Annotated in this window: 13 protein-coding genes; 7 read left to right on the forward strand and 6 right to left on the reverse strand. The window is 56.4% G+C overall.

The annotated features are described in order from the left end of the window. Window positions 1-50: 50 nt before the first annotated feature. Complete coding sequence (locus tag RE6C_RS11320; protein ID WP_236618120.1) at window positions 51-1,277, reverse strand: S1C family serine protease; 1,227 nt, start codon at window positions 1,275-1,277, stop codon at window positions 51-53. A gap of 295 nt (window positions 1,278-1,572) precedes the next feature. Here RE6C_RS11320 and RE6C_RS11325 point away from each other — a divergent pair, with 295 nt between their 5' ends. Continuing rightward, window positions 1,573-2,016 carry a cytidine deaminase gene (locus tag RE6C_RS11325; protein WP_008656695.1) on the forward strand — a complete coding sequence of 148 codons (444 nt, stop codon included), beginning with the start codon at window positions 1,573-1,575 and terminating at the stop codon, window positions 2,014-2,016. Between the two features lie 247 nt (window positions 2,017-2,263). On the opposite strand, the gene RE6C_RS11330 is transcribed toward RE6C_RS11325, so the two are convergent. From RE6C_RS11330 to RE6C_RS11345, 4 genes are all read right to left on the reverse strand, one after another. Beyond that, window positions 2,264-3,667, reverse strand: coding sequence for a DUF1552 domain-containing protein (locus RE6C_RS11330; RefSeq protein ID WP_008656696.1), 1,404 nt, complete (start codon window positions 3,665-3,667; stop codon window positions 2,264-2,266). 66 nt (window positions 3,668-3,733) lie between these two features. After that, entirely contained in the window at window positions 3,734-6,460 is a 2,727-nt protein-coding gene (locus RE6C_RS11335) for a DUF1592 domain-containing protein (RefSeq protein WP_008656697.1), read from the reverse strand. A 151-nt stretch (window positions 6,461-6,611) separates the two neighbouring features. Further along, window positions 6,612-8,240 (reverse strand): Y-family DNA polymerase, encoded by a 1,629-nt coding sequence (locus RE6C_RS11340; protein WP_008656698.1) that lies wholly within the window; start codon window positions 8,238-8,240, stop codon window positions 6,612-6,614. Between the two features lie 274 nt (window positions 8,241-8,514). After that, a complete protein-coding gene (locus RE6C_RS11345) occupies window positions 8,515-9,939 on the reverse strand; it encodes an ImuA family protein (RefSeq protein WP_236618122.1) in 1,425 nt (474 codons plus the stop codon). Window positions 9,940-10,037: 98 nt separating this feature from the next. Here RE6C_RS11345 and RE6C_RS11355 point away from each other — a divergent pair, with 98 nt between their 5' ends. Continuing rightward, window positions 10,038-10,397: a LapA family protein gene (locus tag RE6C_RS11355; RefSeq protein ID WP_039961823.1), complete on the forward strand. Its 360-nt coding sequence runs from the start codon at window positions 10,038-10,040 to the stop codon at window positions 10,395-10,397. Here RE6C_RS11355 and RE6C_RS11360 read toward each other — a convergent pair. Then, window positions 10,382-10,690, reverse strand: a complete 309-nt coding sequence (locus RE6C_RS11360; RefSeq protein ID WP_008656702.1) for a hypothetical protein — start codon at window positions 10,688-10,690, stop codon at window positions 10,382-10,384. The genes RE6C_RS11355 and RE6C_RS11360 overlap by 16 nt on opposite strands. A gap of 436 nt (window positions 10,691-11,126) precedes the next feature. Between RE6C_RS11360 and RE6C_RS11365 the strand changes: the two genes are divergently transcribed. The 5 genes from RE6C_RS11365 to RE6C_RS11385 all read left to right on the forward strand — a co-directional run bounded on the left by RE6C_RS11365 (window position 11,127) and on the right by RE6C_RS11385 (window position 14,513). Continuing rightward, the gene (locus RE6C_RS11365; RefSeq protein ID WP_236618123.1) at window positions 11,127-11,954 is read left to right on the forward strand and encodes a hypothetical protein; all 828 of its coding nucleotides are present in this window, start codon (window positions 11,127-11,129) and stop codon (window positions 11,952-11,954) included. Window positions 11,955-12,074: 120 nt separating this feature from the next. Beyond that, window positions 12,075-12,515 carry a GNAT family N-acetyltransferase gene (locus RE6C_RS11370; RefSeq protein WP_039961824.1) on the forward strand — a complete coding sequence of 147 codons (441 nt, stop codon included), beginning with the start codon at window positions 12,075-12,077 and terminating at the stop codon, window positions 12,513-12,515. Beyond that, on the forward strand, window positions 12,502-12,978 hold the full coding sequence (locus tag RE6C_RS11375) for a PNPOx family protein (RefSeq protein ID WP_039961826.1): 477 nt from the start codon (window positions 12,502-12,504) through the stop codon (window positions 12,976-12,978). The genes RE6C_RS11370 and RE6C_RS11375 overlap by 14 nt, the downstream gene beginning before the upstream one ends. 52 nt (window positions 12,979-13,030) lie before the next feature. After that, window positions 13,031-13,441 carry a hypothetical protein gene (locus RE6C_RS11380; protein WP_039961835.1) on the forward strand — a complete coding sequence of 137 codons (411 nt, stop codon included), beginning with the start codon at window positions 13,031-13,033 and terminating at the stop codon, window positions 13,439-13,441. Window positions 13,442-13,517: 76 nt separating this feature from the next. Next, entirely contained in the window at window positions 13,518-14,513 is a 996-nt protein-coding gene (locus RE6C_RS11385; protein ID WP_008656710.1) for an AAA family ATPase, read from the forward strand. Window position 14,514: the final 1 nt, after the last annotated feature.

Below are 14,514 nucleotides of genomic sequence, written 5' to 3' on the forward strand. Positions count from 1 at the left end.
CTTCAACAAGCGATGTATCGAAAAACCACACGACCTCTGAAGGCGAGGGGTCACTCGGTTTCGTCTTCAGGCGTAGCGGTTGGGTCATCGACGGGAGCCAAGATGGCTTCGAGCTCAATCTCTTCGCCTTTGCGAATCACCTTCAGTGATTGGGTAGAACCCACAGGTTCTCGTTCGATCGCTTCGCGAAGATCAATTGCTTTGCGAACTTCTTGGCCCGCGAATTCAGTGATCACGTCGAGTTGTTGCATGCCGGCACGATCCGCCGGGCTATCACGGATAATCTGATACACGAGCACGCCCATTCCCTCGATCAGCTTGAATGTCTTTGCCATTTTCGCGTTCAATTCCACCATGGTGATTCCGATAGTTGAACGACGCACTGTTCCATGTTGAGCTAACTCGCGAGCGATCCATTTGGCTTGATCAATCGGCACGGCGAACCCGATTCCCTGATAGCTGCCGCTGCGAGTTGCGATTGCTGTATTGATCGCGATCACGTTGCCATCCAGGTCGACCAATGGGCCGCCGGAATTGCCAGGGTTGATCGCAGCATCGGTTTGCAACAGCCGACTGCGACGGATGCGATCGAGCCTTCGATTCTTTGCGCTGATGATGCCTGCACTGACGGTTGCTTCCAGTTTGAAAGGACTGCCGATCGCGAGCACCCAGTCGCCAATGTCTAGGCTTTTGGAGTCCCCGTACTGGGCGATCTTGAGTGGTTCGTCCGATGTGATTTGCAGCACGGCGATGTCGCTGGCAGAGTCGCCGTGCACCTTCTTCGCCACCAGTTCGGTTTCGTTTGGCAGTTGAACAACAACCTTCTTTGCATTGTTGATGACATGGTTGTTGGTCATCACCCAATAGATCGATTCATCTTTTTCTTTGTCCTCATCGGTCACGTCGACGAATGGATTGATGATCACACCGGATCCCAAACCGCTGAGTTCAAATTCACCGTCCTCGGATTGTTTGGGCGGCATTGGACCGACCGATTCGTCGGGTGATTCCTCGTTCGTATCTTCTTCGGGCTCGTCCTCCGTTTCACCAGAGAGCGTTTGGTTTTGTCCGTAGGAAAACACCGTGACGACCGAAGGGTTGGCTTCGCGAGCGGCGTCGCGGAAGGCTCGCGAAAGTGATCGGGCGCTGTCTTGGGCGGTTTCGTCGGCGCTTGCCTCGAGCGAAATTGAGATGACCGCGAATGTGAGGGCCATCAGCAACAACGGAAAGTCGTTTAGCAAACGGTTCGGTCGGATGGGGGTGAGTCGGGGTGCCATGCGAAGAGAGTCGAAATTCAGAGGCATTTCAGGAACACTTGGAACCGATGGAGATATGGAAGGTGGACCCGACATGTTAACGCGCCTGAAGTGATTTCGGACGGACGGGATGCTGGATGTCCTGTGGTAAAATGGATGCATCACGTCGTGATTTCAGGGGCCAATCTCGACGGAGGTGATTTCGAAGCGTGTTGTCGCATTGCTTTACGGATGCAGGCGGGTACTCTATGGGCATCTGATGGCGGAATCTGCACCTCACTTCGGCGAGTCTATTTCCTTGTCTCTCTATCCTGCCATGACCGACGTACACAGTCACGCATCTGAAATCGATCCGCCTAGCGACGAAGATGTCCAACGTTTGATTCAGGCGGCTATTTCGGCTCGCGATCATGCCTACGCACCGCACAGTCACTTCTATGTCGGTGCGGCTCTGCTGACTCACGATGGACGCATCGTGGAAGGTTGCAACGTCGAAAACGCAAGCTATTCGTTGACACAGTGCGCCGAACGCACCGCCGTTTGCTCGGCTGTCGCGGGCGGATACCGAATGTTCCACGCGGTTGCGATCGCCAGTATTGGCGGAGCGATGCCGTGCGGGGCTTGCCGACAAGTGCTGGCAGAATTCGGGTCCGATCTCTACGTCTACACCATCGATGTGATCGATGGTGACCAGCAAATGCGACGTCTTTCTGAGCTGCTGCCTGACGCCTTTTCGACGTCAGATATTCCCAAACGCTGATTTGCCGACACTCCAGCGTCTTGGTGGCTGGATTCGCCGGAATTCAGATGTTTGAGTTGGTTGGAGTCCGAATTCTGGCGAAAGCGGCTACGGAGGGGTGCCCTTGCTAACGCCGCGGGTTGTGACGGACGTAGGCTAGGCTGTGCTTGGCGGGGTGGCTAGCGAAACCCGCTACGGAAGGTGCGATGTCGGAACACGCCCGCGTCACTTTGATCTGCGGTTTGGCAACCAAGTGTCCCACAGGGACTCAGATCAGTTCGGTGACTTTGCCGTCGCTGTCTGCAACCGATTCGGCAGGAACATCGAGCTGCTGAAGCATGGTGACGAACAGATTCGAGAGCGGGCGATCTTCGTGCGAGATCTCTTGTTGCCAAGGTTCTCGGCCACCGTTCCAAGCTCCACCCTGCGGATTGGAGCCCGCATTGTTGAGGTACTTGCCGTGCTTGAATCCCATGTTCTTGCCACCGGCCAGGATCAGCGGGTAGTTGCGTGACAGGTGGAAGGCACTGGATGCCGACCCGAACAGCAGCAGCGTGTTGTCCAGCATTGATCCGCGACCGGCGGGTTCGTCGGTTGCTTTGAGCTTGGCGACGAAACGACCGAATTCTTCATTGAGAAATTGGCAGTAGATCGCAAAGTTTTTCCAGCCGCCGGGGTTCTTGGTTTCGTGCGACAGTTGATGGGCCAAGCTGAAGCCAACGGCACGGGCCAAATGATCGCTGATTCCGACGCCGTTTTCTCGACCGATTTGATAGGTCGCTACACGAGTCGAATCAGTTTTGAAAGCAAGGAAGATCATCTCGAACATGGTCTGCAAGTACTGACGCGGTTCGTCGGGCGTCAGGTTGAGGTTCAGATGATCCGCGTTGACAGTTGGCAGAGGTGTTTTGAGCCAATGCTTCGCTTTTTCGACTTTGATCTCCGCTTCACGGACGGAATCAAGGTATTCATCCAAACTGGATTGATCGTTCGACGAAAGCGTTTTGCGAAGTGACCTCGCATCGGCCAGCAAATCGTCCAGCGCACTTTGGCTGATCGCCAGTCGACGTGCGGCGTCTTCATCGCTCTTGACAAACAGCATGTCGAAAATGCGTTTGGGACGATTCTCCGCTGGGATGGCTCGGCCATTTCGATTGAATGAAAGCGTGTGAGTTCCCCGCGGCGTCCCGGTGCCACCATCGGTCGACATCACCAATGAAGAATACCGGGTTTGGTTGCCGATGTGCTCGGCGTAGATCTGGTCCAGCGAAATGGAATTCTTGTAGGGACCGTTGGATCCGGTATCTGCGGCGGTCAAGAATTGATCGGCATTGGAGTGCCCGTGGACGCTTCGGGATTTTGGGTGCGAAAATCCTGAAAGAACACTGATCTCATCCCGCAATGGTTCCAGTGGTGATAATGCTTTGGTGAACTTGAAATCATCTCCCGTGCCATGCGGGAACCAAGACCAATCCTTGTAAGCCGGGTCTTCCACCAGCGGCATGGGCACGCCATCGGGGAAGTAGAAACATGCCAAACGCTTTGGATCCTGAGGCGGTTCAGAAGCTCGGGGGCCAGCCATCGCGACGGATTCAAGCAGTGGCAATGCCAACGCAACTCCGGTTCCGCGAAGAAAGCGACGTCGGTCCAAGCCATTCAGATTCAGTGTCATCAAAGGTTCCTTCAGGACTGCGATCTTGGCGGGAGCTAGTTGTTCGGAAACAAAAACAGAAGAGTGTTACTTGGATTGAAACAGGTCGCTGGCGACCAATTGCTCGATCATCGTTGCGAGGCCGTCGCCACGTTGGCGGACTTCGGCGGTGATTTCGTCAATGCTGGAGTGGTCTGAAAATGTGAGCGGACGCCCCAACGCGTAGGTTGCCAACTTATGGACCATGCCACGGACAAATTGATCCTGGCGATGCTCGAGCAGATAGCGTTTGAGGCCTTCGACGCCGGCGAGTTCTTGTTGATTGAACAACGTGGCCGACGCGACGACGGGTTTGCCATTGATGGAGTCACGCCAGCGACCGACCGCGTCGTAATTTTCAAAGGCGATTCCCCAGGGGTCGATCTTGGAATGACACGACATGCACGCGGGATGATTGCGGTGATCAGCCATCCGTTCGATCAGCGTCATTTTCGCGATTTCGGGATCGGCCAAATCAATTTCGGGAACCGCGGGCGGCGGTGGTGGTGGCGGGTCGTTGAGGATGCTTTCCAGCAACCAAACACCACGTTTGAGCGGATGCGAGTCGGTTCCGTCCGAGTTCATCGCCAACAATCCAGCTTGGGTCAGCAAGCCGCCCCGTCGCGGATCGGAGTTCAGTGAGACGCGGCGGAAATGGTTGCCGTACACATTTGGGATTTGATAGTGCCGAGCCAATCGTTCGTTGACCATCGCGAAATCGGCGTGGATGAATTGGAGCACGCTTTCGTCTTCATGCAGCAGTTCGTGAAAGAACGCGATCGGTTCACGCTGCATCGCTTCTTTTAGCAGCGGGCTGAGTTTCGGTTTGGTTTCGTTGACATTGAGGAAGTCGAGCAGTTGAAGGTCAAGCCATTGATGAACGAAATGATCGCTGAAGCGTTCCGCCTTTGGGTCAGCCAACATGCGACGAACCTGTGTTCTGAGTTGCTCAGCGGACGACAGCTGCTCGTCGCGTGCGAGTTCGAGCAGTTCGGAGTCTGGGACGCTGCACCACAAGAACAATGCCAGTCGTGTTGCCAGTTCATTCGGCGACAATCGATCCATCGTCGTTTCTGCATCGTTCGTGTCAGCGGAGCGAACGACATACAGGAAATTGGGTGACGAAAGGACGGACGCCAGGACTTCCGAGAGGGCTTCTTCCATCGATTCGCACTGTCCGCGAATTGCGACGAATAAATCGAGTTTGCGTGTCAGTTCGGCTTCAGTCGGCGGTCGTCGCCAAGCACGGTGCATGAATGCGGCCAGAACTTCTTTGGCGTATCGAGGTTCATCGTCGCGATGTTCGCTGGCAACGAAAACCTGCTGATGTGATTCGGGTGGCCATTGGTCGTTGACGGGAGTCACCACTTCAACATGGTCGATTTGAATGGCCGATTTCGACACGGAACTGTTGACGAACCGGATGTACTCCGATGGGCTGGGCATGGCTCCCATCTTCGATGCTCCACGGACGGAGTTGCGTGGGTAGATGTCGCCCAGCGGAACGTTCCATTCATAGAATTGTGGTTCATCCGGTGATGCTTCGATCAGGGTGTCAGCGACGCTGACTCGCATGTCTGCACGCCCTTCGTTGCTGGCCCGCCAACCAAATTCCAACTGCAAACTGGGTGCCTGCGATTTGTCATCGGACGGGTCGTCTTTCAACCAAGACGCACGTACACGAACTCGCATGATGCCTCGGTTTGGAACTTGATCGCCCAGTTCAATGATCAATTTTTGGTTGCGACCGCCCGGTAGCACCGCCACATGATCGAAGGTCGGCGGCATGACTCGCGGTGCATCTTCAGGAGCCATCGCGTAGCGAGCCCCGTGATAGGCCCAAGTTGCCGAAACCTTTTGTCCGTTGGTGAGGTCTCGGTAGTGGGTGTCTCGCGGTATGTTTTGAAATGTTTCTCGAAGAGCGTCGACTTCCTGTTTTTGTTTGGCGGGATCGTCTTTGTGTTTCTCGGCAACTTGGTCGAGTTTGGATTGTTGTTGTTGACGATCGATCTTGCTGTTTTGCTTCATGCTGATGCTCCAGTACATCGGAGCGGGTTGTTCACCCAGCACGATGGCTCGATCAAGTGCTTGTCGAGCGAGCTGGCGATAGGTGTCCAACTGCTTGACCGTCATGTGCAGCATTTCGGAGCTGTTTTGAAATCCATCTTCCGAATGGGCTTCGGGCGGAAGATCTTTCGCGAATTCGTATGGCAGGCCGAGCAAATCCTGCAACGCGTGGTTGGTTTCATAACGCGTTAGACGGCGAAACGACGAGTGACCACCGGTCGCTCGGCGGACCGACGATGCAGTTTGAATTTCGCCCGACAACCATTCCACCACGGTGCTTCGATCGTCGTCGTCCATGTCGACTTCGTCCGGTGGTGGCATCTCGCCGTTGTTGAGAACGGCCAAGACTTCGACCCACCACTGAACGTCATCGCCTTGCATCAAATTGGGGTCGAGCGTGTCGACTCGAATGTTGCCCTCTTCGTTGCCAGGGCCATGACAGTCAACGCAGGACTCTTCCAGGATGGGCGCGATGACATCGCGAAAGGTTTGTAGGTCGGCTTGTGGCGTTTTGGTTTCGTTCGGCCGAGTGGTGGGCTCGAGATACTTCGAACGACTCGCGCCGTGCCGTTTGGTTTCTTCCAAAGACAGCGAAGGGGCGGGAGCATTCGAAGGCTCTTCCGCGATCAAGCAGGTACTTGAAAGGCATGCCCAGCAAAACATTGCGAACAGTGCACGCGCATTCGCACGGAACGGTTGGGCGAACATGGGCGGGAGTTCGGAAGGCGGGAGGGAGGAGCGTCCAGGAAGGCGTCGCGTCAACGCGATGACGGTTGCCAACGTGGAGTAAAAGCAAAAGGTGGGGACTTTCTACGCTCGATCCAGTGGAGCTTCATTATGCACAGTCACGCGAACTTAATCAATCGAACCAACCATGAAGTTGCCAATCGGTCGGGTGATTGAGGTCGCGAAAAATCCACCAACGTGCCCCATCGTCCAGTTCCACTCGGAAGTAATCGCGGCGAACCATCGGGCCTTGCCACCATCGGGTTTCAATCCGTTCGGGGCCCCAGTGCTGATGCACGTTCCACACTTTTCCGCGAAAGCGAAATCTTGGGGGGAACTGATTTTCACCGAAGGGGTCTCCGCCATGTCCCAGCGGCGTGAGTCGCTGAGGGGATGAATGCAGTTGAAGCGGCCGACGTCCGGCATCATGGGGCGTTGGCACTCCGTTGCGAGTTCCGCCGCCATGTCGCCCATGAGATTCGTCATGCGATTCCGCGGCCGAGGAAGTTTTGGATTTGGGGCGACGCCGCGGCCGGTTGGTGGCGAGTTTGCGACCTCGCGATTGAGTCAGCGGGAAATCCGTGACGGTGTCTTCGGGCAACGGGTCACGATTGATGCGGACGCCTCGCACAGATTCTTCTCCCAATCGACCGCTCAACGAATCGATCAATCGAGCGATGTCAGTTTGACGCGTCCAATCGGTTTGCGTGTCGCTTTCAAAGCCGGGGCCGAAGATCGACGGTTGAGTGCTGGCGAGGACCGCGTCTTGCAGCACGTCCAATCGAAGATGCGAAACCTTGGACTGACAGGCATGCGATTCAAATGCACCAATCATCAGATTGCTGAGGTGGTTCAGGTCCAATGTCGGTGAGAACAGTCCGGATTCGAGCGTCACCGATGGGGACTCGGTGAAGTCGAGTTGGCATCGCAAACGCAATACGCCTCTTCCCAGTGGACGCAAAGATGCGGTGGCGGATTCGATCAAACGAATGATCCGGTCGCGAATCAAATCCACCGCGTCGGTTGGATATTCCAGTTCCAAAGATGCTGTGTGTTCGGTGGGAATGTCGATCGCGAGAATGGGTTCGTCGACTTCTCCCAGTGCTTGAGCGATGCGGTTGCACAAACCGTGACCGATGCGAGTGGCCAATCCGTTGCGAGGCAATTGCAAGAGCGAACCGATGGTTTCGATTCCCAACCGTTGCAAGGTTTCCACATCCGTTGGGTTTAAACGCAAAGCGGATGGCGGCAACGTTTGCAGTGCGTCGCGGGTGCGATCGGCGGGGGCCAAGAAAAAGTCGAAGTGGTTCTTGGCGGGATCTTTGGTTCGGTTTTGAGAGGGTGCGTGGGTGGCCAACGCCCAAGCCGCACCGACGGTGCTGGCGATTGCCAAGCGAGCTTTCAGGTGACGGCGTTTGAGAATGGTGGCCGCTGCGGCGAGCAAGCCAGGTTCGTCATCGAACAAATGGGTGACGCCGTCGATCTCCGCGACAAGTGCTTCGGGATCATGTCGAAAGCGACCGGCCCATTTGAAACGGTCGAGTGTTTCCAGTGCGATCTGCGGGCACAGATGGCTTTGCAGTTCGGTCGCCAACGAATGCAACGCTCGCCGATCAGCGACACGATCGTGTTCGTCGATGATCGCGGTGGGGATTGGCGGGACGCTTTGATTGGCGACGTTTCGGCTGGAGTTGTGCTGGTCGGCCAGTGTGGTTGTGATGTCGACGGCTTGCGCGATCGGCATGCCCAATCGGACGCCCATGGCCGCGGCACGGTGGCAGCTCGCCGCCACGATTCTTCCGCGACGAGGATCGGCATGCCAAAGGATCAGCGGCGCGGTGGCTTGAGGACTGGACGGGTGAGTGGGGCGTTCAGGCTCGGCCCTCCCCTCGCTTCGCTCGACCCTCCCAGAGGAAGGTTGAAGTGCGGAGGGAGAAATGCTTCGCTCGGCGCTTCGGGAGGAAGCGTGAAGTGCGGAAGGAGAGCTTCGCCCAACCTTTTGGGAGGGAGGGTGAAGTGGCGAAGTCTTGGTAGTGCTATCCCGCGGCTCGGCGGTTGTTTTGTCGTTGGTCGCTGGGGCGTTGAGATTCGCGTTGGCGCTGAGGAGGCTCTCGGCGCGTCGACGTTGGACGGGCCAATTGGGCAGCCAAATGCACAGCAGCCTTTTCATGAGTGTTTGCCGTGGATGTGTCAGCGGTTGCGGTGTCACCAACCGGGTTCGAGTGGGAAACAGGGTTCGAGTGAGCAGCGAGGAAGGGACGCGAATCCAAATCATGTAGCATCGCGTCGGGGGTGATCGCCAGGAAAGCTTGGCGGGCCGCGTTGGTTTTGGCTCGGGGCATCGTCACATGAGCCACCCGGAGATCACGATAGCGACGAAGATTGGTGGGTGGCAAAGCGGAACGGGACCGAGGAAGCGGAACAATTTGTTCGGGCTGAGCCGGCACCGACCGGACGTGCCAGCGAACCGAAGCAAACGAAGGCTGCCGCCCCGCCGACGCGGTTCGCACGAGCAAGCCTGGTGTTCGACCGGTTTCAGCGGCGAGTTGCAATCGGCGCGCGTCGCGATCGTTCAGATTCCAAGGCAACATTGACCACACCGCGGCGACGGATCCGCAACGGAGGGCTTGGTCGAGCGTCCACACCGCGTCGCGGCGGTTGGTGACTCGACACCAAACGATTCGTTCGGCGGGGATGCCGCAAGCGATCGCGGCGGGAGCATAGAAATGACCGCCGGGGTCGACGACGATGATGGGACCGTCGTGATGAGCGTGTGCCGATGAATGAGGTTGGTTGGCCGTTCCCAAAATCTGGGCCGCGGCGAGCAAGGAAAGTGTGCCCGCGCCGCCGCCTTCGGTTTCCGCGATCCATTCACTGATCGTGCCGCGTCTCATTCCGCCGCCGGGCAACCAAGAATCCAGAGCCGAAGATCCGGTCGAAAAACGCGGGGTGGAATCGGTCGCGACGAGCGGATCGGAGATCGCTTCGGTTTGGCGACGCAGTTTTTGCAGCAACGCTTCGCGAGTGGCGGGGGCGTGTTCGGCTTTGCTCTCGCTTTGCTCGGCCCTCCCCTCGCTTCGCTCGACCCTCCCAGAGGGAGGGTGAAGGTGAGTTTGGTCACCGCTTCGCTCGACCTTCTCGGAAGGAGGGTGAAGTGGGGAGAGGGAAACGCTTCGCTCGGCTCTCCCAGAGGCAGGCGGAAGGTGAGTTGGGTCGTTACGCCGCTCGACCTTCTCGGAATGAGGTGGAAGGAGAGTTTGGTTGTTGCTTTGCTTGGCTGGTCGGGAGGGGAGCTGGGGGGCTGCGTGACGACGCTTGGTGATTGAGGTTACAGTGGAAGAAGCCACCGATTCCTCCCAAAAAGCAAAGGTTTGCTGTTCGGGAGCCTGTTCCAACACGCTGGTGGACGCGGTCAAACGGCGTGGAACGGAGATGTTTTCGGTGGAAATGCTGTTTGGCATCGTCTTGCTGCCTGCCTCGTTTGGTCAGTCCATTGATCCTAGCAAACATTTGCTAGCAAATCCCTTTTTTCGCGAGAAATCACCCTCGCCGATTTCACATGCTCCAGAAAATCCGCTGGTTTTTGTCGTTGGTGGCCGTCTTGGTCGTCATCATCGTGGCGTTTCAAAACCAAGACGCGGTGCCGCTAACGATTTTGTTTTTCAGTGGTGAATACCCGCTGACGTTGCTGCTGCTGGGCTGTTCCGGCGTCAGCTTTGTGCTTGGGTGTTTGATGACCGCGTGGAGAATCCGCAGTCGCCACAAGGCTCAAATTGCCCGAGAATCCGAAGCGAAAAAGGAATCCGAGGCCAAAAGAGCGGAAGCCACTGCGAAAGAGACGTCTTCCACGAAGAAGAAAAGTGTCGTGGGCAACGAGTCAGCCGAAGCTTCCATCGGCTTGGATCAGGAAGCGACCTGAACGTTGTCGTCGGCAGCGTCAAAGTCGCTGGCCTTTTGTTGCGACGCGGCTCGGCGGCGAGCCACCAAATCGTGGCGACGCAAAACGGCTTGAGCGAGATCGCCGATTCGCTGGATGGGACGTTCGGTCGATGCCCGCTGCGATTCGAGCTGTTCCCGGCCTTCACGGATCAATTCGGCGAGAGCCAACAGTGAGTTGTCCGATCCATTGGACTTCGGTGCCGCGGTTGCGGAGACCGATGCGATCACGGGGGAAACCGGTGCGATGGCGTCGAAGAGAGAAAGCTGAGTCATTCGAAAAACCTTCGTCAGTGGGGCGGGCGGCCGGAGTGACGTGTGGGTCACGTCTCACTGAAAAGATTGTTCGCAAGGTCCGTGACACGTTTGGTCACGCAGGAAGAGCGTTCGAATTTGACGGTTGTGAGGATCGCACTTCCAGGGGGTAATCGATCTCCCCGGTAGTTCGTGAAACGTTTGCCTCAAACGACTTGGGGAACTAATGTGACCCATGCTTTATTGGCCGCTCTGGCTACCGGTGCATCGTGTTTGCACGGTGGACATGGCCGCTGGCATCTCACTCATCCCCAAACCCTGCCACCCCAGTTAGTCAGCTCGTCGACGGTTTCCGCTGCCGTGGAAGAGCGATCTGGTGCGTGAGCGCTGCACAATTGGCGTTCCTTTGCTCTGGAAACCTGCACCTCTTTCTGCTGTCAAACAATCGACACGTTCGGTGGCAATTTCGTTGGCTGCCGTGGGGTCGATCGCATTGGCCACGTCATTGACATGTGTCGCCACAGAAACCGCTCAGCTCATGTTGGTTTTGTCGTCGATCAGCCGTGACGCAATCGTTTGGATGAATTGGGGTTTGGCGTTGTTGTTGTTTGCGGCAACGACCGTCTATGTTTTCCCGATTTTGTCACGAGCCTTGGGCGTGCGGGTCAAGCATTGGTTTCCGCTGATGACTCGGCGCAAATTGCGGTTGTCGGATTTGGCGACTGAGCGACGTGCGCTTCGCGGGTGTTTGATTGTCTTGGCTGCATTTCCATTGCAAACGAGTTTGGCTCATTCGGTCATGTTGCGAGCAACTCGCGGGGAATCGAACACGCCATTCGTGCCGGCTTGGTTGTTCTTGATATTGGCCGTTGTGATGATGATCGTTGGGGCGGTGGTTCATTTTCGATTGCCCAAGATCTATTTGAAGTGTCGTTTTGATTCGTTGCTCAATGGGCTTCGGCACTATCCTCGCGGAGTGGCGCTCCGCAGTTTCATCGCCCAGTGGGACAACCCGACACGTGAAATCTATACGGCTTGCCGAGTCAGTCGCCGAGTCGCGTGGGCCTATCGCGCCGGCATCTTGATCTCCGCCGCATGCTTCACCGCCGCCGGTTGCTTGGTTGCACGAGTCGAACTGCCGTGGGCGTTGGACGAAATGGGGACCGTGATCGCCATCGCCTGTGTTTTCAGTTTATGGCCGACAGCGGAGCGAATGGTGAGCTGGAGCGGTCTGGTTCTGGATCCCATTTGCGGCGGGCCCGACGAATTCGACGAGTACGATTGAGTCATCCCAGGCCGGGTGAAAGACGCACACGGGTGAAAACCTGCTGATTCGGCTACAATCATCCCCGTCATTGCCAAGAGGCGATCAACTCGACGTTTGACGAGACCGGGAGGCAGACGATTGGAATTCCTCGAAATCGAATGGTGCACGCCGCTGTACCAGGAGGCATTGGATCTGAGGCATCGAGTGCTGCGCGAACCATTGGGGCTCCGTCTGACGGCCGAGGAATTGGACGGGGAATACGGGGATCTGCACTTTGGGTTGCGGAATGGATCCGAAGATTTGGTGGCCGTTTTGTCGGCAAAGCCTCTGACTTCCAGTGCTGTCAAATTACGTCAAATGGCGGTCGATCCAGAGAATCAAAACGAGGGACTCGGCGCGAAATTGCTGGGAGAAGTCGAGTCGGCGTTGGAGAAGAAGGGATACACCCAATTCCAATTGAACGCTCGAGAAACCGCGATCGGTTTCTATAAAAAGGCGGGCTACACCGCTGTGGGAGAAACCTTCACTGAAATTTCTCTTCCGCATCGCAAGATGGTGAAGCCACATGACGAAGCCTGAACCCTCCACCGCCGACATCGTTTCGGGCTTGATGAATCATTGCACGGTCGGTTCGCTGGCAACGCAGATGGCGGATTCCAATGCATCGCCACGACCGTACGTGTCGCTTGTCACGGTGGCTCGAGTCGGTGAAACTTCAATCGCGATGCTGTTGAGCGGTTTAGCAAAACACACTCAGAACCTAGCGAAGTGCCCCGCGGTGTCGCTCCTAATCTGCGAAGAGACTTCTCCTGCTTCCGACCCGATGGCCGCCCAGCGTGTCACATTGATGGGCCAAATCGCTCGCTTGCCGCATGAAGATGATATGAATGTTCGCGACGCCTTCTTGCAAAAGCAACCGAATTCGCGAATGGTGGCGGGGTTCAGGGATTTCTTCTTTCATGTGTTGCACATCGAAGAGTGCCATGTGATCGCAGGGTTTGGGCGAATTGAAACCCTCTCATCTTCTTGTCTACGGGTTTGACGGCCCCGCATCTCTTCTGCTCTTGCTCATCTCTGTTTTTGGTCAACCGTTCATGAATTCATCGTCTCTTCCCCCTGAAGATGCCGCTGAGAAGCAGCCTGGACCGGAGGATATGTCCAACTTTCGCGTGGCAAACCCACCTGATTCCGCGCAATTAACTCAATTCGTGACGACAATCAAAAACGCGGAACAGCAGGTCGGCGAGAACATCATTGAGGCGTTGAAGCATCCTGGAACCGTCGCGGTGCTGACCACGGCCGTTTTGGGACCCGACGGTCAGCAGCGAGTGTTGTCGATGGCACTCGATGCTGATCGCATGAGTCAGGTCCAAGAAATCCTTCAAACGTCGGTGGAAGAACGCGAAGACGAAGAACGTTGCTATGGTTTCCATTGCTTGGTGAAGACGAAGGCGGCAAAAGAACAGCCAAGCACCGACGAAGACGCACCGTCTGAAACGAATTGATCCACCCCCAAATTCTTTTGCATTTCACTCGTCCTCTCATCTTGCGTGATTCGTTTTGTATTCTCCGACTCAACATGTGACGCCCGCCGCGGAAGCGTTGACGGTGGCCCAAAATCCCAAGTCCGCTTTGCCGGACGAGCTGCAGCTGCCGTGGCGTCATCTGCAAGAGGTGTCCGCTCGGCTGCGGCAAGTGATCCGCGGGAAGGACGATGTCATCGAAGCGGTTTTGATTGCTTTACTCGCCGAAGGGTCCGTGTTGCTGGAAGACGTTCCCGGTGTTGGTAAAACAACGCTGGCGAAATCCGTTTCGCGTTTGATTGACCTGGAATATCAACGCATCCAGTGCACGCCCGACTTGTTGCCCGCGGACATTTTGGGCGGGCCGATTTACTTGCAATCCAAAGGTGAGTTTGAGTTCCGCCCCGGACCGGTGTTTTGCAATCTGTTGGTTGCCGATGAAGTCAACCGAGCTTCTCCACGAACGCAAAGTGCACTGCTGGAGGCGATGGCGGAATCACAAGTTACGATCGACGGTGAACGTTACGATCTGAAGCACCCTTTCATGGTGATCGCGACTCAAAACCCAGCGGGCTTCGAAGGCACCTTCCCATTGCCCGAGTCGCAACTGGACCGGTTCTTGTTTCGTTTGTCGATGGATTATCCCGACACCGAAAGCGAAATCGATCTGTTGCTGGATCAATCCGAAGCGGAACCGGTTGCTGCCTTGCAACCTGTGATGAAGGCCGAAGAATTGACCCTGCTACAGACTTGGGTGCGTCAAATTCGAACCGATCGAAAGGTTGCTGCTTACGTGGTCGCATTGGCAACCGCCACGCGGCAGGATTCTCGTTTGCGGGTTGGATGCAGTCCGCGAGGCAGCAAAATGTTGATGCGTGCTTCTCAGGCTCGCGCCGTCCTGATGGGCCGAGACTTTGTCTTGCCCGACGACGTCCAACAATTGGGAACGGCGGTGTTGGCTCACCGGGTGAGCACTCGCCACGGAACCGCGACATCGAACGAGAGTCGCCAGATCGTTGCGTCCATTGTGGACCAAGTCCCCGTGCCTGTTTGAA

Source organism: Rhodopirellula europaea 6C (genome assembly GCF_000338295.1).
Classification (GTDB): Bacteria; Planctomycetota; Planctomycetia; order Pirellulales; family Pirellulaceae; genus Rhodopirellula; species Rhodopirellula europaea.